This is a genomic window from Streptomyces sp. NPDC044719, assembly GCF_056433405.1.
Genome location: NZ_JBWKHE010000019.1, coordinates 1 through 19,650 on the forward strand (window position 1 = coordinate 1; position 19,650 = coordinate 19,650).

The 19,650-nt window shown below is 70.9% G+C and carries 17 protein-coding genes; 2 read left to right on the top strand and 15 right to left on the bottom strand.

Annotated elements, in window-relative coordinates; genetic code table 11:
* Positions 1 to 146: 146 nt before the first annotated feature.
* From der to aroH, 5 genes are all read right to left on the bottom strand, one after another.
* Positions 147 to 1,640 (bottom strand): ribosome biogenesis GTPase Der, encoded by a 1,494-nt coding sequence (der, locus tag AC07DF_RS41050; protein ID WP_478982673.1) that lies wholly within the window; start codon positions 1,638 to 1,640, stop codon positions 147 to 149.
* A gap of 80 nt (positions 1,641 to 1,720) precedes the next feature.
* The gene (locus AC07DF_RS41055; RefSeq protein ID WP_478982675.1) at positions 1,721 to 2,368 is read right to left on the bottom strand and encodes a lysophospholipid acyltransferase family protein; all 648 of its coding nucleotides are present in this window, start codon (positions 2,366 to 2,368) and stop codon (positions 1,721 to 1,723) included.
* A complete protein-coding gene (cmk, locus tag AC07DF_RS41060; RefSeq protein ID WP_478982677.1) occupies positions 2,365 to 3,027 on the bottom strand; it encodes a (d)CMP kinase in 663 nt (220 codons plus the stop codon). The genes AC07DF_RS41055 and cmk overlap by 4 nt, the downstream gene beginning before the upstream one ends.
* A 134-nt stretch (positions 3,028 to 3,161) precedes the next feature.
* Positions 3,162 to 4,247, bottom strand: coding sequence for a prephenate dehydrogenase (locus tag AC07DF_RS41065; RefSeq protein WP_478982679.1), 1,086 nt, complete (start codon positions 4,245 to 4,247; stop codon positions 3,162 to 3,164).
* Entirely contained in the window at positions 4,244 to 4,606 is a 363-nt protein-coding gene (gene aroH / locus AC07DF_RS41070; protein ID WP_189731135.1) for a chorismate mutase, read from the bottom strand. Before aroH ends, AC07DF_RS41065 begins: the two co-directional genes overlap by 4 nt.
* 180 nt (positions 4,607 to 4,786) lie before the next feature.
* On the opposite strand from aroH, the gene AC07DF_RS41075 reads away from it, so the two are divergent.
* Entirely contained in the window at positions 4,787 to 5,227 is a 441-nt protein-coding gene (locus AC07DF_RS41075) for a Rieske (2Fe-2S) protein (RefSeq protein ID WP_478982681.1), read from the top strand.
* 4 nt (positions 5,228 to 5,231) lie between these two features.
* Here the strand turns inward: AC07DF_RS41075 and AC07DF_RS41080 are convergent, their stop codons facing one another.
* From AC07DF_RS41080 to AC07DF_RS41125, 10 genes are all read right to left on the bottom strand, one after another.
* Positions 5,232 to 6,251: an ADP-ribosylglycohydrolase family protein gene (locus tag AC07DF_RS41080; RefSeq protein WP_478982683.1), complete on the bottom strand. Its 1,020-nt coding sequence runs from the start codon at positions 6,249 to 6,251 to the stop codon at positions 5,232 to 5,234.
* Positions 6,252 to 6,339: 88 nt separating this feature from the next.
* The gene (locus AC07DF_RS41085; RefSeq protein WP_478982685.1) at positions 6,340 to 7,404 is read right to left on the bottom strand and encodes a pseudouridine synthase; all 1,065 of its coding nucleotides are present in this window, start codon (positions 7,402 to 7,404) and stop codon (positions 6,340 to 6,342) included.
* On the bottom strand, positions 7,404 to 8,090 hold the full coding sequence (gene scpB / locus AC07DF_RS41090) for an SMC-Scp complex subunit ScpB (RefSeq protein ID WP_478982687.1): 687 nt from the start codon (positions 8,088 to 8,090) through the stop codon (positions 7,404 to 7,406). Before scpB ends, AC07DF_RS41085 begins: the two co-directional genes overlap by 1 nt.
* Positions 8,087 to 9,304 (bottom strand): segregation and condensation protein A, encoded by a 1,218-nt coding sequence (locus AC07DF_RS41095; protein WP_478982689.1) that lies wholly within the window; start codon positions 9,302 to 9,304, stop codon positions 8,087 to 8,089. Before AC07DF_RS41095 ends, scpB begins: the two co-directional genes overlap by 4 nt.
* Positions 9,305 to 9,322: 18 nt before the next feature.
* On the bottom strand, positions 9,323 to 9,910 hold the full coding sequence (locus AC07DF_RS41100) for a hypothetical protein (RefSeq protein ID WP_478982691.1): 588 nt from the start codon (positions 9,908 to 9,910) through the stop codon (positions 9,323 to 9,325).
* Complete coding sequence (locus tag AC07DF_RS41105; protein ID WP_215122371.1) at positions 9,895 to 11,022, bottom strand: ParA family protein; 1,128 nt, start codon at positions 11,020 to 11,022, stop codon at positions 9,895 to 9,897. The genes AC07DF_RS41100 and AC07DF_RS41105 overlap by 16 nt, the downstream gene beginning before the upstream one ends.
* Positions 11,023 to 11,447: 425 nt before the next feature.
* Positions 11,448 to 12,572, bottom strand: a complete 1,125-nt coding sequence (gene ald, locus AC07DF_RS41110) for an alanine dehydrogenase (protein ID WP_478982695.1) — start codon at positions 12,570 to 12,572, stop codon at positions 11,448 to 11,450.
* Between the two features lie 136 nt (positions 12,573 to 12,708).
* On the bottom strand, positions 12,709 to 14,748 hold the full coding sequence (locus tag AC07DF_RS41115) for a tetratricopeptide repeat protein (RefSeq protein ID WP_478982697.1): 2,040 nt from the start codon (positions 14,746 to 14,748) through the stop codon (positions 12,709 to 12,711).
* Positions 14,749 to 15,001: 253 nt separating this feature from the next.
* Entirely contained in the window at positions 15,002 to 15,628 is a 627-nt protein-coding gene (locus AC07DF_RS41120; protein WP_478982699.1) for an NUDIX domain-containing protein, read from the bottom strand.
* Positions 15,629 to 15,724: 96 nt separating this feature from the next.
* Entirely contained in the window at positions 15,725 to 17,371 is a 1,647-nt protein-coding gene (locus AC07DF_RS41125) for a CTP synthase (RefSeq protein ID WP_478982701.1), read from the bottom strand.
* A gap of 474 nt (positions 17,372 to 17,845) precedes the next feature.
* Between AC07DF_RS41125 and AC07DF_RS41130 the strand changes: the two genes are divergently transcribed.
* Positions 17,846 to 19,648, top strand: coding sequence for a glycoside hydrolase family 15 protein (locus AC07DF_RS41130; protein WP_478982727.1), 1,803 nt, complete (start codon positions 17,846 to 17,848; stop codon positions 19,646 to 19,648).
* Positions 19,649 to 19,650: the final 2 nt, after the last annotated feature.

Here is a 19,650-nt window from a genome sequence, read left to right on the forward strand (position 1 = left end):
TGGGGGGACTGCAAGCAAAAAAGGCGGGGGAAGACATTGGGTACTGCCCCCCTGCCCGTGTTTCCCGAAAGGGGGGGTGGGAGCAAAAACGGAGCGGGGGGGGGGCGCCCCCGGGGGCCCCCCCCTCCACTGTTTGCCGTTTCGCGCTACTTCTTCTTCGCGCCGCGCTTCTCGCGCACCCGCACCGAGATGTGGATCGGCGTGCCCTCGAAGCCGAACTCCTCACGCAGGCGGCGCTCGATGAAGCGCCGGTAGCCCGCCTCGATGAAGCCGGAGGCGAACAGCACGAATCGCGGCGGCTTGGTGCCCGCCTGGGTGCCGAACAGGATGCGCGGCTGCTTGCCGCCCCGGACCGGGTGCGGGTGGGCGGCGACCAGCTCACCGAGGAAGGCGTTCAGCCGACCCGTCGGGACCCGGGTCTCCCAGCCGGCCAGGGCCGTCTCGATCGCCGGGACCAGCTTCTCCATGTGCCGCCCGGTGCGGGCCGAGACATTGACCCGCGGGGCCCACGCCACCTGGCCGAGCTCGGTCTCGATCTCCCGCTCCAGGTAGTAGCGGCGCTCCTCGTCGAGGGTGTCCCACTTGTTGAAGGCCATGACGATCGCGCGGCCCGCCTCCACGGCCATGGTGACGATCCGCTGGTCCTGCACCGAGATCGAATCGGCGGCGTCGATGAGGATGACGGCCACCTCCGCCTTCTCGACGGCGGCGGCGGTGCGCAGCGAGGCGTAGTAGTCGGCGCCCTGCTGGAGGTGCACGCGCTTGCGGATGCCCGCCGTGTCGACGAACTTCCAGACGACGCCGCCGAGTTCGATCAGCTCGTCGACCGGGTCACGCGTGGTGCCCGCCAGCTCGTTGACGACGACGCGCTCCTCGTTGGCCACCTTGTTGAGGAGCGAGGACTTGCCGACGTTGGGACGGCCGATGAGCGCGATCCGGCGGGGGCCGCCGACGGCCGTGCCGAAGCTCTGCTCGGGGGCCTCCGGCAGGGCCTCCAGGACGGCGTCCAGCATGTCGCCGGTGCCCCGGCCGTGCAGCGAGGAGACCGGGTGCGGCTCGCCGATACCGAGAGACCACAGAGCGGTCGCGTCGGCCTCGCCGCTCGGGCCGTCGACCTTGTTGGCGCACAGCACCACGGGCTTGTTGGCCTTGCGGAGCAGCCGGACGACGGCCTCGTCGGTGTCGGTGACGCCGACCTTGGCGTCCACGACGAACACGACCGCGTCGGCGGCCTCGATGGCGTACTCGGCCTGGGCGGCCACGGAGGCGTCGATACCGAGGACGTCCTGCTCCCAGCCGCCGGTGTCGACGACCTTGAAGCGGCGGCCCGCCCACTCGGCCTCGTAGGTCACACGGTCGCGGGTGACGCCCGGCTTGTCCTCGACGACGGCTTCGCGGCGCCCGATGATGCGGTTGACGAGAGTCGACTTGCCGACATTGGGGCGGCCGACCACCGCGAGCACGGGCAGCGGGCCGTGCCCGGCCGCCTCGATCGCGCCCTCGACGTCCTCGGGGTCGAAGCCCTCCTCCGCGGCGAGCTCCATGAACTCCGCGAACTCGGCGTCGCCGAGCGCCCCGTGGTCGTGCTCGTGCGCGCCCTCGTAGGCGTCCGAGCCGTCGGGCTGGATGTGGTCGTTCATGAAGTCCGTACCTCGTCGTTCATCTTGGTGGTCGGTGGAGTACCCGCTGTCTGCCGGGCTGATCCACTACTCAGTGTTGCCTAGCGCCTGGTGAGGCGCCTGGCGTTTTCCAGGTGGGCGGCGAGCTGCTTCTGGATGCGGCCGGTGGCCTCGTCCAGCGCCTTGCGCGTACGGCGCCCGCTGCCGTCGCCCGCGTCGAAGGGCTCGCCGAAGACGACGTCGACGCGCGAGCGCAGCGGAGGCAGCCCCTTTATCAACCGTCCGCGCCTGTCGGTGCTTCCCAGCACGGCGACCGGCACGATCGGCGCGCCGCCGCGCAACGCGAAGTACGCGAGCCCGGCGCGCAGCGCGGCGAAGTCGCCCTCGCCGCGGGTGCCCTCGGGGAAGATGCCGAGCACGCCGCCGTTCTCCAGGATGCCGAGCGCCTGGGTGATCGCCGCGCGGTCGGTGGTCTCGCGGTCCACCTTCACCTGCCCGATGCCGAGCAGGAAGGGGTCCAGCGGCCCGACGAACGCCTCCTTCTTGATCAGGAAGTGCGTCGGCCGGGGCGCCACGCCCATGACCATCGGGCCGTCGATGTTGTGGGAGTGGTTGACCGCGAGGATCACCGGGCCGTTCGTGGGCACCCGCCAGGCGCCGAGCACGCGCGGCTTCCACAGCCCGTACATCAGGCCGACGCCGATGCGCCGCCCGACCTCGGCACCCCGTACCGAAGGCAGCTCGGTCACTTTCCTGCCCGCTTCTCCTCGACGAGGGTGACGACACACTCGATGACCTGGGCCAGCGTGAGCTCGGTGGTGTCCACCTCGACCGCGTCGCCCGCCTTGGCGAGGGGCGAGGTCTTGCGGCTGGAGTCGGCCGCGTCCCGCTTGATCAGGGCCTCGCGGGTGGAGTGGACGTCGGAGCCCTTCAGCTCGCCGCTGCGGCGGGCGGCGCGCGCCTCCGGGGAAGCCGTGAGGAAGATCTTCAGGTCGGCGTCCGGCAGCACGGTGGTGCCGATGTCACGGCCCTCGACCACGATGCCGTCCTCCGCGGAGGCCGCGATCGTGCGCTGCAGCTCGGTGATCCGGGCACGCACCTCGGACACCGCGCTGACCGCGCTGACCTTGGAGGTGACCTCCTGGGTGCGGATCGGGCCGGATACGTCGACGCCGTCGACGGTGATGGTCGGACCCTGCGGGTCGGTGCCCGAGACGATCTCCGGCTTGCCGGCCGCGGCGGCGATCGCGGAGGGATCGTCGATGTCGATGCCGTTGCTCACCATCCACCAGGTGATCGCCCGGTACTGGGCGCCGGTGTCCAGGTAGCTCAGCCCGAGCTGCGCCGCCACCGCCTTCGAGGTGCTCGACTTGCCCGTGCCGGAGGGGCCGTCGATGGCGACAATCACGGGCGTGGGGCTTTCCACAGTGGAGACCTTCCTGAACCGGGCTGGCGGGGGTGAGGGCGCGACTGCCCCGCACAAGGTTACTGGGTGCGGGTCACTCGTCCGGCCGCGCGTCGTTCAGCCCCCTCCAGCATGCACTACTGCCGAATGGCCCAGCCCCGCTCGCGCAGCGCGGCGCTCAGCACGGGGGCCGCCTTCGGTTCGACCATCAGCTGCACGAGACCGGCCTGCTGCCCCGTCGCGTGCTCGATCCGTACATCCTCGATGTTGACGCCGGCCATCCCCGCGTCCGCGAAGATCCGGGCCAGCTGTCCCGGCTGGTCGTCGATGAGCACCGCCACGACCTCGTAGACCCGCGGGGCGGAGCCGTGCTTGCCAGGGACGCGGATCTGCCCCGCGTTGCCGCGCCGCAGGACTTCCTCGATGCCAGTGCTGCCCTCGCGGCGCTTGTGGTCGTCGGTGGACTGCAGGGCACGCAGCGCCCGTACGGCCTCCTCCAGGTCGCCGGCGACGTCCGTGAGCAGGTCGGCTACCGGCCCGGGGTTCGCGGAGAGGATGTCGATCCACATCCGGGGGTCGGAGGCGGCGATCCGCGTCACGTCCCGGATGCCCTGCCCGCACAGCCGTACGGCCGCCTCCTCGGCGTTCTCCAGACGCGCGGCGACCAGGCTGGAGACCAGGTGGGGCATGTGGGAGACGAGGGCGACGGCACGGTCGTGGGCGTCGGCGTCCATCACCACCGGCACGGCACGGCAGTGCGAGACCAGCTCCAGAGCGAGGTTCAGCACCTCGGTGTCGGTGTCCCGGGTCGGGGTCAGCACCCACGGGCGGCCCTCGAAGAGGTCGCCGGTCGCGGCGAGCGGCCCGGACTTCTCCCGGCCCGACATGGGGTGTGTGCCGATGTAGGCGTTCAGGTCGAGTCCGCGTGCCTCCAGGTCGCGGCGCGGTCCGCCCTTGACGCTGGCGACGTCCAGGTAGCCGCGCGCCGCGCCGCGGGTCATGGCGTCGGCGAGCACGTCGGCCACGTGTGCGGGCGGGGCGGCGACGATCGCGAGGTCGACGGGCCCGTCCGGCGCCTCGTCCGTGCCGGCACCGAGGGCGGCCGCCGTGCGGGCCTGCTCCGGGTTCGGGTCGGTCAGGTGCACGGTGACGCCCCGCTGGGACAGGGCCAGGCCGGCGGACGTACCGATGAGGCCGGTGCCGATGACGAGTGCGGTTCTCACTGGGCGATGTCCTTGCGCAGGGCGGCCGCGGCGCCGAGGTAGACATGGGCGATGCCGGCCCGGGGCCGGTCGGACTCGATGTGCGCGAGGACCCGGACGACGCGCGGCATGGCGCCCTCGATGTCGAGTTCCTGGGCGCAGATCAGCGGTACGTCGACGATGCCGAGCTTGCGGGCGGCGGCCGCCGGGAAATCGCTGTGCAGGTCGGGCGTGGCCGTGAACCAGATGCTGATCAGGTCGTCGGCCGCGAGTTCGTTGCGCTCCAGGATGGCCGTGAGCAGGGCTCCCACCTGCTCGTCCATGTGCCCGGCCTCGTCCCGTTCGAGTTGGACGGCCCCCCGGACCGCTCGTACCGCCACGGCGCTGCTCCTTGCTGACGTGCGTGTCGCTCTCCGTCCGTCCAGCCTAGTCAGCCCGCGCGAAGCGGATGCGCGGCGCCCGCCCGATGAGACGCCGGAATCCCTGTTCCTTGGGTATTTTCAGTGCCAAGATGCAGCAAAGTCCGCTTTATCCCTTTTCGGACCTTCCGGAGTGACGACATGACCTACGAGACCACTCGCCGCACGGTTCTCCTCGCGACCGGCGCGACGGGCGCGGCGGCACTGGTCGCGGCCTGTGGCGGGGGCGGCGACGACAACGGCTCCACGTCGACGGTCTCCCCCACCGGCGAGGAGACGACGAACGCCCCCGCCGGTCAGGAGCTGGCCTCCACGAACGAGATCCCGGTCGGCGGCGGCAAGATCTTCAAGGACGAGGAGGTCGTGGTGACCCAGCCGGAGCAGGGCCAGTTCAAGGCCTTCTCGGCGATCTGCACCCACCAGCGCTGCACGGTGGGGTCCGTCTCCGACGGCACGATCAACTGCCCCTGTCACGGCAGCAAGTTCCGCATCGCCGACGGCTCGGTGGCAAACGGCCCGGCGACCCGTCCGCTGCCCGCCGAGCAGATCACCGTGGAGGGAAACTCGGTCCGCCTCGCCTGAACCCTCACGCGTCCCAGAGCGCCCCGAGTGTGAGCAGGTCGCTCCGGTACTCGACGCGGTCGGCCCACTCGCTGGGCCATGCCTCCGCGCCCAGGTGGGCCCCGGCGAAAGCGCCCGCCAGGCAGGCGATCGAGTCCGAGTCACCGGCGGTGCAGGCGGCACGCCGCAGGGCCGTCACCGGCTCGTCGGCGAAGAGCAGGAAGCACAGCAGCCCGGTCGCCAGGGCCTCCTCGGCGATCCAGCCCTCCCCTGTGGCCAGGCACGGGTCGTCCTCGGGCGAGACGGTGCGCACGGCGTGCCCGAGCCGGTCGAGGATCTCCAGGCACTCGTCCCAGCCGCGCGCGATGAACTGCTCGGGGCTCGGGTCCTGGGCCCGGCGCCACAGATCGCCGAGCCAGCGCTCGTGGTAGTGGCTGCGGTTCTCCAGGGCGTACGAGCGGAGCAGACCGATCAGCTCGGCCGGCTCGGCGCCCTGCGCGAGCAGGCGTACGGCGTGCGCGGTGAGGTCGGACGCGGCGAGCGCGGTGGGATGCCCATGGGTGAGGGCGGACTGCAACTGGGCGGCTCCCGCGCGCTGTTCGTCACTCAGCCCCACGATCAGCCCCAGGGGCGCGACGCGCATGTTGGCGCCACAGCCCTTGGAGTGGATCTGGCTGGCGTCCTGCCAGGGGCGGTCATCGCGCTCCAGCAGGGCACAGGCCCGCAGACAGGTGTTGCCGGGCGCCCGGTTGTTCTCCGGGGAGCGGTTCCAGGCGACGAACTCCCGCCGCACCGACTCGGCCATCCCGTCGGGCCCGAGTACGCCCCGGTCCATCGCCGTCCGTATGCCCCGCCCGAGCGCCAGCGTCATCTGCGTGTCGTCGGTGACGAGCGCCGGCTCCGGCAGAGCCAGCTGCCGCCAGGGACCGAATCTGCCGAGGATCGCCGGCACGTCGCTGAACTCGGTCGGGTACCCCAGCGCGTCCCCGAGGGCGAGGCCGGTGAGCGCCCCGGTGGCGGCTTGCTTGTGGACGAGCGGGGTCATGCGGGGTGTCCTTCCGGCCGGTCACGAACAGTTCCCCGCGCCCTTGAGGACGCGGGGAACACAGAACTCTGGGAGGTCGGCGCTGTGCCTAGAGATCGACTTCCTGCATCAGCATCCCCACCTCCGTGTTGGACAACCGCCGCAGCCAGCCCGACTTCTGGTCGCCCAGGGTGATCGGTCCGAAGGCGACCCGCACCAGCTTGTCGACCGGGAAACCGGCCTCCGCGAGCATCCGGCGCACGATGTGCTTGCGGCCCTCGTGGAGGGTGACCTCGACGAGGTAGTTCTTGCCGGTCTGCTGGACGACCCGGAAGTGGTCCGCGCGCGCGTAGCCGTCCTCCAGCTGGATGCCGTCCTTGAGCTGCTTGCCCAGGTCGCGCGGGATGGGGCCGACGATGTGCGCGAGGTAGGTCTTCTTCACTCCGTACTTCGGGTGGGTCAGCCGGTGGGCCAGCTCGCCGTGGTTGGTGAGCAGGATGACGCCCTCGGTCTCGGTGTCGAGCCGGCCGACGTGGAAGAGCCGGGTCTCGCGGTTGGTGACGTAGTCACCGAGGCACTGCCGGCCCTCCGGGTCCTCCATCGTCGACACGACACCGGCGGGCTTGTTCAGCGAGAAGAACTGGTAGCTCTGCGTGGCGACGGTCAGCCCGTCGACCTTGATCTCGTCCTTCTCCGGGTCGACGCGCCGCCCCTGCTCCAGGACGATCTCGCCGTTGATCTCGACCCGGGCCTCCTCGATCAGTTCCTCGCAGGCCCGCCGGGAGCCGAAGCCCGCGCGCGCGAGGATCTTCTGGAGCCGCTCGCCCTCCTGCTCGGCGCCCGGGAACGTCTTGGGCAGCTTGACGTCCTTCTTGCCGGCGTACCGGTCGCGGTTGCGCTCCTCGATCTGCGCCTCGTACTCGCGGGGGCGCGCCGGGGCCGTACGCCCACGCTGCTGGGGCTGCTTGGGACCACCCTTGGCGCCGCCGCGCGCCGCACCGCCGCGTCCGGACTTGGGCCCCTCCTTCGTCCCCCCGGGGCCCACGTCGTAGCGGCGCTCCTCGGGGCGGGGCTTGCGGGGGCGGCCCTGCCCCTGCTTGTCATCCCTGTTGTTGCCGGCACCGCGGTGGTTGCCGCGCCCGCCGTTTCCGCCGTTCCTGCCGCTGCTTCGCATCAAAGTTCCGTCTGGTCGTCTTCGTCGTCGGTACCCGGGGTGACCGGGCGGCCCGGCACGTCGTCATCAGGCGCGTCCGGGTCGAACGACGGTACGCCCTCCTGGGTCTCGGCCTCGATCGCCTCCGCCTCCGGGAGGAAGGGCGCGAGCTCCGGGAGCTCGTCCAGACCGCGCAGGCCCATCCGCTCCAGGAAGTAGTTCGTCGTCCTGTACAGGATCGCACCTGTTTCGGGTTCCGTGCCCGCCTCCTCGACCAGACCCCGTTGCAGGAGGGTGCGCATGACGCCGTCACAGTTGACTCCGCGCACGGCCGAGACCCGGCTGCGGCTGACCGGCTGCCGGTACGCGACGACGGCCAGGGTCTCCAGGGCGGCCTGGGTGAGGCGGGCCTGCTGGCCGTCCAGCACGAAGCGCTCGACGGCGGGCGCGTACTCGGCGCGGGTGTAGAACCGCCAGCCGTTCGCGACGAACCGCAGTTCGAAACCGCGCCCCTGGACGGTGTACTCGTCGGCCAGCTCGCGCAGCGCGTCCGTGATCTGGCGGCGCGGCCGGTCGAGGATCTTCGCGAGATGTTCCTCGGTCGCGGGCTCGTCCACGACCATCAGGACGGCCTCCAGAGCGGGCTTGAGGTCGAGGTCGGCGACGGTACGCAGCCCGGCCGGGAGCTCGCTGATTTCTTCGCTCACGCCTGTTTCTCCTCCTTCGGCGGCTCGGGGGGCCGGTCGAACTCGTCGGTGACGGTCGGTGTCTCGTCCCCGTCCCCGCCGGTCCACCGCACGAGCAGCTCGCCAAGCGCGGCCTCCTGCTCCAGCTCCACCGCCTTCTCGCGGTACAGCTCCAGCAGCGCGAGGAAGCGGGCCACGACGGTGAGTGTGTCGTCGGTGTCCTCGATGAGCGCCCGGAAGCCGACCTCGCCGAGCTCCCTGAGCCGGGCCACGACGATCTGTGCCTGCTCCTGCACGCTGACCAGCGGGGCGTGGATGTGGTCGACATAGACCTGCGGCCTGGGCTTGGGCTGCATCGCCTTCACGGCGAGCTTGGCGAACCCTTCCGCCCCGATGCTGATGACGACCTCGGGCAGCAGCTCGGCGTGCTGCGGTTCGAGCCCGACGGTACGCGGATAGCGCCGGGCCTCGTCGTCGAGCCGCCCGCTGAAGATGTCCGCGATCCGCTTGTACGCGCGGTACTGGAGCAGCCGGGCGAAGAGCAGGTCCCGGGCTTCGAGCAGCGCCAGATCGCCCTCGTCCTCCACCTCGGCGGCGGGCAGCAGCCGGGCCGCCTTCAGATCGAGCAACGTGGCCGCGACGACGAGGAACTCGGTCGTCTCGTCCAGATCCCAGTCCGGCCCCAGCGCCCGGATGTACGCCATGAACTCGTCGGTCACCTTCGACAGCGCGACCTCGGTGACGTCCAGCTTGTGCCGGGAGATCAACTGAAGCAGCAGATCGAAGGGGCCTTCGAAGTTGGCGAGCCGGACCTTGAAGACCCCGTCACCGGCGTCACCCGGGCTCTCGGGCCTTGCATCCGGCTCCACGGGCGCCACCGGCTCTACGGGCGCCAACGCCTCGACGGGCGCTACCGGCTCAACCGGCGCCGCCTGCTCAACAGGCACCACCGGCTCAACGGGCGCCGCCGACTCAACGGGCGCCGCCGGCTCTACAGCCTCCACCGGCCCGACGGGCTCCACCCGCTCGGCCACCGGCCCCAAGACCTCCACGGCTGTCGGCTCAGCCGGTGCCGCGGGCTCGGGCGGCGCGGCCCCGGGCCGAGCCGTCTCCGGAAGCGACTCCGCCTCGACGGGCTCAGCTCCCGGCAGGGGCCCGGCGCCCGGCCCCCGCCCCAACGCGCGCCGACGGCCGCTCGGGCCGTCGGCGGGTGGAGGGGAAGCGTTCGAGGTCATAGCCCCCGCAGGCTACCGTTACCGCCCGCGCAGACGTCGTACGAGGATGCTGGCGTCCCCGCGGGTCTCCAGGTCGGCGAGGACCACGGCGACCGCCTCGCGGACGATGCGGCCCCGGTCGACGGCCAGACCGTGCTCGCCGCGGAGCACGAGACGGGCGTGCTCCAGGTCCATGAGCTCCTCGGCCGACACGTACACGGTGATCTTCTCGTCGTGCCGCTCACGGCCGCTGGGGCGGCGCGCGGCCGCCCGTCCGCGCTTGCGGGGCGCCGCGCCCGCGGACGCGGCAGAACCTTCCTGCGCCGCCTGGCGCCGCCCGGAGCCGGAGCGCTCCGCGGCCGCGGAGCGGCTGCGGGACTCCCCGGCATCGGCCGGCTCCGCGTCCGCCGCGACGTGCTCGGCGCCCTCGCCGTCACCACCCTGCGCGGGCACCGACTGCGGCGCGTCCTCCGCGGCCGCTGCCGCCGCCGCGTCGCCCTCACCCGCCGGAGCGGGCACCCGGGCGTCGCCGTTGGCCTGGCGCCTGGGCGTGGACGACTGCAGCCCCATTCCCCCTGTCGTACGGAAGAGTTCGTCGGCCCCCGGCAGACTCACTCGGCGTGACACCGGGCGAGCACCTCCCTGGCGAGCTGGCGATAGGCGGCGGCGCCGACGGAGTTGGAGGCGTACGTGGTGATCGGCTCACCGGCGACCGTGGTCTCCGGGAAGCGGACCGTGCGCCCGATGACCGTGTGGTAGACGTGGTCGTCGAACGCCTCGACGACACGCGCGAGCACCTCACGGCTGTGCACCGTGCGCGAGTCGTACATCGTGGCGAGGATCCCGTCGAGCTCCAGCTCCGGGTTGAGCCGTTCCTGGACCTTCTCGATGGTCTCCGTCAGCAGCGCCACACCGCGCAGTGCGAAGAACTCGCACTCCAGCGGCACTATCACCTTGTGCGCGGCCGTCAGGGCGTTGACCGTGAGCAGGCCGAGCGAGGGCTGGCAGTCGATGACGATGAAGTCGTAGTCGGGCAGCAGCGGCTTCAGGGCGCGTTGCAGTGTCGACTCGCGGGCGACCTCGGAGACCAGCTGGACCTCGGCCGCCGACAGGTCGATGTTGCTGGGCAGCAGGTCCATGTTGGGGACCGCCGTCTTCAGCAGCACCTCGTCGGCCGCCATGCCCCGCTCCATGAGCAGGTTGTAGACGGTGAGGTCGAGTTCCATCGGGTTGACGCCGAGACCGACCGACAGCGCGCCCTGCGGGTCGAAGTCCACGAGCAGGACCCGGCGTCCGTACTCCGCGAGCGCGGCACCCAGGTTGATGGTCGACGTCGTCTTGCCGACGCCGCCCTTCTGGTTGCACATCGCGATGATCTTCGCGGGACCGTGGTCGCCCAGCGGGCCCGGGATCGGGAAGTACGGCAGCGGGCGCCCGGTCGGGCCGATGCGCTCCCGGCGCTGTCTGGCCGCGTCGGGCGCGAGAGTGGCCGCGTACTCGGGGTCGGGCTCGTACTCCGCGTCGGGGTCGTAGAAGTGCCCTTCGGGCAGTTCGTCGTAGTCGGCGAGTTGGTTGTGGGGCGCGCCACTTCCGCCGCCGGCCATGGCGTTCACGTGATGGCCATCCATCTTCTGGTGTGCTGTGTGAGTCGCCTGCTGACTCTGGTGGGCTGCGAAGGTGCGCACAGCGACGGAGCCGACAGCCGCGAATCCCGCGGGCTCCTGGTCCCGTGCAGGCATTCCTGGTTGGCCACCCCCGGGAGTAAATGTCGACTCATTCACAAGTCGTCTTACCTCCTTGGTGACCAGGAAACTTCTAGACAGGTCAGCGTGGCACCATGCCGACGGTTGGCGACTCTATGGCGTGTCGGGCGTCCGCAGCAACACAATCCGCCGGACCCGGCCCGATGTGTCGGCAATGAAACATCCCGCTGTCAAGGGCGTACGGCCGTCGCACGGCAGGTTTCACCGGTGTGCGAATCGGTTGAAGGGTTACGTTCGAGGCGAGTTGCTCGAGAAGCGCGAAGTGACCATACACACATCCGGCCGGACCATGTCGGGCAAGGTCCGGCCGGGTGCGCGGCGTTGACGGCCCGTGTTGACGTATCGCCTTTACGGGTTGATGACTTAGCCGATTTACCGGCCGCCCGGGACCGGTGGGCAGCTCAGACGAGCAGCGAGGCCAGCTCCACGTGCTCCACGCCGTGTGCCTCGGCGACCTCGCGGTAAACGACCTTGCCGTCATGCGTGTTGAGGCCCCGGGCCAGCGCCGGGTCACGGCGCAGCGCCTGCGCCCAGCCGTGGTTCGCGAGCTCCACGATGTACGGCAGCGTGGCGTTGGTCAGCGCGTAGGTGGAGGTGTTGGGCACCGCGCCGGGCATGTTGGCGACGCAGTAGAAGACCGAGTTGTGGACCTGGAAGGTCGGCTCGGCGTGGGTGGTCGGACGGGAGTCCTCGAAGCAGCCGCCCTGGTCGATCGCGATGTCGACAAGGACACTTCCGGGCTTCATCCGCGAGACGAGCTCGTTGGTGACCAGCTTCGGGGCCTTGGCACCGGGGATCAGCACGGCGCCGATGACGAGGTCGGCCTCCAGGCAGGCCTTCTCCAGCTCGAAGGTGTTCGAGACGACCGTCTGGATCTTCGTGCCGAAGATCTTGTCCGCCTCGCGGAGCTTGTTGACGTCCTTGTCGAGCAGGGTCACGTGGAAGCCCAGGCCGATGGCGATCTGCGCCGCCTGCCAGCCGGAGACACCGCCGCCGATGACGACGGCCCGTCCGGCCAGGACGCCGGGGACGCCGCCGGGCAGCACGCCCCGGCCGCCGTTGGCGCGCATCAGGTGGTAGGCGCCGACCTGCGGGGCGAGCCGGCCCGCGACCTCGGACATCGGGGCGAGCAGCGGGAGCGCACGGCTGGGCAGCTCGACCGTCTCGTACGCGATGGCCGTGGTGCCGGACTCCAGGAGGGCGTCCGTGCACTCCTTGGAGGCGGCGAGGTGCAGGTAGGTGAAGAGCGTCTGGTCCTTGCGGAGGCGGTGGTACTCCTCGGCGATGGGCTCCTTGACCTTCAGCAGCAGGTCGGCGGCGGCCCACACCTCGTCGGCGGTGTCCAGGATCTGGGCACCAGCGAGGACGTACTCCTCGTCCACGATCGAGGAGCCGACACCGGCGCCGCGCTCGATGACGACCTGGTGGCCATGGCGCACCAGCTCATGCACGCCGGCGGGGGTGATGGCCACCCGGAACTCGTTGTTCTTGACCTCGCGGGGGATGCCGACCTTCACGTCGATCACGGTCCTTGGCTCAGAGGGTATGGGGGCATTACTAGGCATACCCGGCCGCGCTCGGGCACACCGGGAGAGACCGCAGGAGAACGTGCGGCAGAGCCAGTCTAATGAAGGTGTTCCCGCTGTCTAGCCTTTCATTACATCAATCTTCAGCTGATGCGGTACGGATTTCGCAGGCGTCAGGGTCGTCTTCCTGGTTTATGTCTCCGAGGAGCCGCTCGGCGGCGCCCCGGTGCAGCCCGGCCGACGCGGGGTCGCCGAGGCGTTCGAGGGTGTCGGCGACCCGCAGATGGAGCGCGGCCTGCAACCGTGTGTCCTCGGCCCGCCGCGCCCATTCCACGGCCTCCCGGCAGGTGCGCAGCGACTCGTCGGGCCGGCCCGCGTACTCCTGGACCCGCGCCAGTTCGCTCAGGGCCCGCGCCTGGGCGGCCACGTCCCCGAGCTTGCGGTGCCCGGAGATCGCCGCGCGCCAGTTCCGCAGGGCCTCGCCGTAGCGGCCCGCGAAGGTGTGGGCGGCGGCGATCCGCCCGTACAGCCGGGCGGCGTCGGCGCGCTCGCCCCGGGCGAGCCGCTCGACCAAGGCCCGGCCGAACCAGTCGGCGGCCCGGTCGAAGTCGCCGAGCTCCAGGTGCGCACCGCCTACGGATTCCATCGCGCGCCCGGCCGCGTACGGATCGTCGACCTCGCGTCCGGCGTCCAGCGCGGCCCGGTAGCGCGCCAGCGCGTCGGCCGTACGGCCGCTCCGGGCGTCGAGGTCGCCGAGGTTGAGCAGGGCGGCGGCCCGCTCGCGGGGCAGCTCGCGGCGCTCGGCCACATCGAGGACCAGGTTGTGGATCTCGTAGAGGTCGGGCGCGGCCGCCTGGGTGCCGACGTGCGCCGCCATCGCCCGCACCAGCTGCGACATCAGCCGCCGGGCCAGGGTGTCCAGCTCCCCGTCGTCGACCGCGAGCCGGGCCGAGGCCAGCAGGGCGGGCCGGGTCAGGCGCAGCCAGTCGGCGGCCGCCCGGGGAGTGGGAAAGCGCAGGGCACGCGGCATGTCGAGGAGCTTCTGGCGGGCCTGGGGGCTGTCGGTCTCGGTGATGGCACGGCAGACCTGGAGCAGCCGCACGGTCCGCTCCAGCATCCGGGCACGGGCCACCTGGAGGTCGGCGGGACGCTCGTGGTGACCGGCGAGGACACGGAGCATGGGGTGCAGACAGCCGGGGACCTCGTACTGCGGCAGCGGCGAGTCCACCGCGTGCAGGAAGCCGAGGGCGACGAAGTCGTCCAGGGTGGTGCGGGCGCTGTCGACCGAGCAGCCGACAAGCGCGGAGGCGGTCTGCGGGTCGACCAGTCCGGCCGGGGCGAGGGCGAGCAGGCGCAGCATCCGCGCGGCGGTGGCCGGCAGGGCGTCGTAGGCGAGGCGGAAGACCCGGCTCAGGGCGGTTCCCTCGGCGGGCTCGGTGCGCAGTCGCTTGGCGAGGTCCAGGACGGCCGCCTTGGGGCGGGCGGCGAGCCAGCCGCCTGCCAGCATCAGCGCGGCGGGCTGCCCCTGGCACTCCTCCGCCAGGCCCTCGGCGGCCCGGGGGTCGACGGTGATGCGGACCGAGCCGGTGTGCCGGGACAGCAGCTCCACTCCGGACTTGGCGTCCAGGCCGCCCAGCGTGCAGGGGCGGACGTCCGAGATGCCGGTCAGCGGACCCTCGGAGACCGCGACGACCAGGCAGTCCGGGGTGTCGGGCAGCAGGGCGTCGACCTGCTCGGCGTCGGCCGCGTCGTCCAGCAGGAGCAGAGCGCGGCGGTCGGCCAGGGCGCCGCGCAGAGAGTCGGTGAGGTCGTCGCCGCGGGCCCCGGCCGGGGCTTCCCGGTCCAGGGCGGCGAGCAGCTCACGGGCCGCGCGTTCGACGGGTACGGGGGTGCCGTCCGGGTCGGTCAGACGGGCGCGCAACACCCCGTCCGGGTAACGGTCCGCGACCTGGTGCGCGAGTTCCTCGGCCAGTGCGGTGCGTCCCGAGCCGGGCCGGCCGGCGATCAGCAGCACACGCGCGCGTGGGGGTTTGCGGCCGGCGAGGGTGTCCAGGCCGGCGCGCTCGATGTCGGCGCGCAGCTCCTTCAACTCCCGTGTGCGGCCCAGGAATCGACTTTCGCCGGCAGCGTGTCCGGTCAGCCGCACGTCGCCTGTCTCCACGACCTGATCCGTCACGGGCCACACTCCCGTCCCACGCACGCAAGCCCGCCGGGAATCCGGTTCGGGCGTGCCTCAGAGCCTAGTTCACGCTCTGCAACGTTCCGGGTGGAGCACGACGGGCACGGCAGCCACATCCCCCGATCGGATCAGCCGATCGTAGGACTGACAGCGTGGCGGTCGCGCCCCGAGGGGGCGCGGGGAACTGCGCGACCAGCCACGGCTGGGCCGCGCCCTACCGACGACCTTCGCGGCACCCCCAGCGGAGCGCCTACGCCTCGAACGGCCGTGCCGGCCACGGCGCCTGGGCCGGGCGCAGTGCGTCCAATCCGTCCCCCGAACGCGCGGCGACCAGGGACAGGACGCCCACCACGAGGCAGTTGTTGTGGAGTTCGCCGGCCAGTACGCCCCGGACGAGGTCCTCGACCGGGACCCGGTCGAGTTCCATGTCGGCCTCTTCCTCCTCGACCGCGAAGCGCTCGCCCTCGGCCTCGGACAGATCGCGGGCGAGGAAGATCCGTACGGCCTCGTCGCAGCCGCCGGGGGTGGTGTAGACGTCGGTCAGCACCCGCCAGTCCTCGGCCTTGACGTGCGCCTCCTCGTACAGCTCCCGCTGCGCGGCGTGCAGCGGGTTCTCGCCGGGGACGTCGAGCAGGCCGGCCGGGATCTCCCACAGCTTGTGGCGCACGGGGTGGCGGTACTGGCGCAGGACCAGGACGCGGTCGGCCTCGTCGAGGGCGAGGACGGCCACCGAGCCGGGGTGGACCTGGTAGTCACGGCCGACCACGGTGCCGTCGGGCATGACCACGTCGTCGGTGCGGACGGAGGTCTTGTTGCCGACGAAGGGGGTGTCCGTCGCCCGGACCTCCCACTCCTCCGGGGTGTCCTTGATCGTCATGCCTGTCCTTCCACGTACCCGACCCGACCTGCTGAAAAGAAACCGGGGTGCACACCCGTTGAAGGGATGCACCCCGGCCACCGTACAACTGGTGTGTTACTTCGAAGTCTTCCGCTCGACCGAGGCCTTGACGAGCCCGGCGAACAGCGGGTGCGGACGCGTCGGGCGCGAGCGCAGCTCCGGGTGTGCCTGGGTGGCGACCAGGTACGGGTGGACGTCGCGCGGGTACTCGACGTACTCGACGAGCTTGCCGTCCGGGGAGGTGCCGGAGAACTGGATGCCCGCCTTCTTCTCCAGCTCGGCCCGGTAGGCGTTGTTCACCTCGTACCGGTGACGGTGCCGCTCCTCGACGTACTCCTTGCCGTCGTACACCTCGCGCACGATCGAGCCCTCGGCCAGCTTGGCCGGGTACATGCCCAGCCGCATGGTGCCGCCCATGTCGCCCTCACCGGCGACGATGTCGAGCTGCTCGGCCATGGTGGAGATGACGGGGTGGCCGGTGGCCGGGTCGAACTCGGTGGAGTTGGCGTCCTGGATGTCGACCAGGTTGCGCGCGGCCTCGATCACGATGCACTGCAGGCCGAGGCAGAGGCCGAGCAGCGGGATCTTGTTCTCGCGGGCGTACTTGATCGCTCCGACCTTGCCGAGCACGCCCCGGTCGCCGAAGCCGCCGGGGATGCAGACGCCGTCGACGTCGCCGAGCTGCTGGGCCGCGCCCGCCGGGGTCTTGCAGTCGTCGGAGGTGACCCACTTGATCTTCACACGGGCCCGGTTGGCGAAGCCGCCGGCGCGCAGCGCCTCGGTGACCGACAGATAGGCGTCGGGCAGGTCGATGTACTTGCCGACCAGGGCGAGGGTGATCTCGTGGTCGGGGTTGTGGACGCGGTCGAGCAGATCGTCCCAGGTGGTCCAGTCGACGTCCCGGAACGGCAGGTCCAGCTTGCGCACGACGTAGGCGTCCAGGCCCTCGCCGTGCACGGTCTTCGGGATGTCGTAGATCGAGCGGGCGTCGGGGCAGGCGACGACGGCGGCCTCGTCGACGTCGCACATCAGCGAGATCTTCCGCTTGATCGCGGTCGGCACCTCGCGGTCGCAGCGCAGCACGATCGCGTCCGGCTGGATACCGATGTTGCGCAGGGCCGCAACCGAGTGCTGGGTGGGCTTCGTCTTCAACTCACCCGAGGGGCCGATGTAGGGCAGGAGCGAGATATGGACGACGAAGACGTTGTCACGGCCGACCTCGTGACGGACCTGGCGGACGGTCTCCAGGAACGGCAGCGACTCGATGTCGCCGACCGTGCCGCCGACCTCGGTGATCACGACGTCGACCTCGTCCGTCGCCATGCGGCGGATGCGGTGCTTGATCTCGTTGGTGATGTGCGGGATGACCTGCACGGTGTCGCCGAGGTACTCGCCGCGCCGCTCCTTGGCGATCACGGTGTTGTACACCTGGCCGGTGGTGACGTTGGCCGAGCCGTCCAGGTCGCGGTCGAGGAAGCGCTCGTAGTGGCCGATGTCCAGGTCGGTCTCGGCGCCGTCGTTCGTGACGAACACCTCACCGTGCTGGAAGGGGTTCATCGTCCCCGGGTCCACGTTCAGGTAAGGGTCGAGCTTCTGCATCACGACGCGCAGACCGCGGGCCTTGAGCAGCATGCCGAGGCTGGAGGCCGTCAGGCCCTTGCCGAGCGAGGAGGCGACACCCCCGGTGACGAAGATGTGCTTGGTCGTCGTGGAATTGGGCATGGCCAAGAGGGGGCTCCCGTGGTCGCGATCTGGAGGTGCGGTTCGGGGGTCAGACGCCCACCGGTCCACGGGCTACCAGCGTATCAGCGCCGCGAGGCGATGGCTTCCGGCCACGCTCCGCACACGCGCCGACACGGAGGTGATCGACGTTACCGGTCCCTCACCCGTTGCTCACTCGTTCGGCGTACCTGCCTTGCCCGGAGCGGCACACAGATCATCTGCGTGCGTCGTATCCTGCTCGGACACTCGCTGCCGAGCCCGCCGGCCCAACGGCACCACCCCCCGCCCGTAAGCACCGGAACAACGTGAGCTCGTCAGTTCGTTGAGCAACAATTGGCGCTTTGCGTCGCAGCTGAGTGAACTGTTTTGCTTCAGGACTTCAACGACGCATTGCAGGACTGCTGAAAACCCCCCTTGACCGCACTAGCGACAGCCCCCTCGTGGGGTGACGTGGCCGTTCGACTGGAGTTGCACGTGGCCGGGCGCATCGAAGATTACGCACTCATCGGAGACATGCAGACCGCTGCCCTGGTCTGCCGGGACGGGACAGTCGACTGGCTGTGCCTGCCCCGCTTCGACTCGCACGCCATCTTCGCCGGCCTGCTGGGCACCGAGGAGCACGGCTTCTGGCGGCTCGGCCCCGCGTATGCCTCCGACCAGCAGCCCCCCACCGCCGCCCGGCGCAGCTACCGCGGTGACTCGCTGGTCCTGGAATCCGAGTGGGACACCCAGCGGGGCACGGTCCGGGTGACCGATTTCATGCCGCCGCGTGACGGCGCCCCGCAGCTGATCCGGATCGTCGAGGGCGTCTCGGGCCGCGTGCCGATGCGCTCGGCGCTCAGGATGCGGTTCTCCTACGGCCGGGTGGTGCCGTGGGTGCACAAGCACGAGGGGCGCACGGTGGCCGTGGCGGGCCCAGACTCCGTGTGGTTCGACACATCCGCCGAGACCTATGGCAAGTCTCTGACGACGTACGCGGATTTCACGGTCGCCCCGGGTGACCGGATCGCGTTCACGATCTCCTGGCAGCCCTCGCACAAGGAGCCGCCGCCGCTGCCCGAGCCGGAGCAGTCGCTGGAGGCGACGGAGGACTTCTGGCGCGAGTGGGTCGATCACTGTACGTACCACGGCCCCTACCGCGAGGCCGTGATCCGCTCGCTGATCACGCTGAAGGCCCTGACGTACGCCCCGACCGGCGGCATCGTCGCCGCACCCACCACCTCCCTGCCGGAGGACATCGGTGGCGTCCGCAACTGGGACTACCGCTACACCTGGCTGCGCGACGCGGCGATCACCCTGTCCTCGCTGCTGCGCACCGGCTACCGCGAGGAGGCCCGCGCCTGGCGCGAGTGGCTGCTCAGGGCGGTCGCGGGCGACCCGGAGAACCTGCAGATCATGTACGGCATCGCCGGTGAGCGCGAGCTGGGCGAGGCGGAGCTGGACTGGCTGCCGGGCTACGAGAACTCCGCCCCGGTCCGGGTCGGCAACGGCGCGGCGCACCAGCTCCAGCTGGACGTGTACGGCGAGGTCACCGAGGCCCTGCACCTGGCCCACATGACGGGCCTCGCGCGCAACGACTACGCCTCGCTGCTCCAGCTCAAGCTGATCCGCTACCTGGAGGGCCACTGGCAGGAGCCGGACGAGGGCATCTGGGAGGTGCGCGGCCCGCGCCGCCACTTCGTGCACTCCAAGGTGATGGCCTGGGTCGCCGTCGACCGCACGATCAAGCTCATCGAGTCCGGCGACGCCGACGGCCCGCTGGAGCGGTGGCGGGAACTGCGCGACGACATCCACCGGGACGTGTGCGAGAAGGGTTACGACAAGGAGCGCAACACCTTCACGCAGTCGTACGGCTCGAAGGAGCTGGACGCCTCGCTGCTGCTGATCCCGCAGATGGGCTTCCTGCCGCCGGACGACAAGCGGGTGATCGGCACGATCGAGGCGATCCAGCGTGAGCTGTCCACGTCGGACGGTTTCATCCTGCGCTACCCGACCACCAGCGGCGACGAGAACGTCGACGGTCTGCCCGGCGACGAGGGCGCGTTCCTGGCCTGCTCGTTCTGGATGGCCGACGACCTGGCGATGATCGGCCGCGTGGACGAGGCCCGCAAGCTGTTCGAGAAGCTGCTGTCTCTGCGCAACGACCTCGGTCTGCTGGCCGAGGAGTGGGACCCGCGCCTGCAGCGCCAGGTGGGCAACTTCCCGCAGGCGTTCAGCCATGTGCCGCTGATCGACACGGCTCTGCGTCTTACGGCCTCGGGCGCCTACGGCGGCTGAAC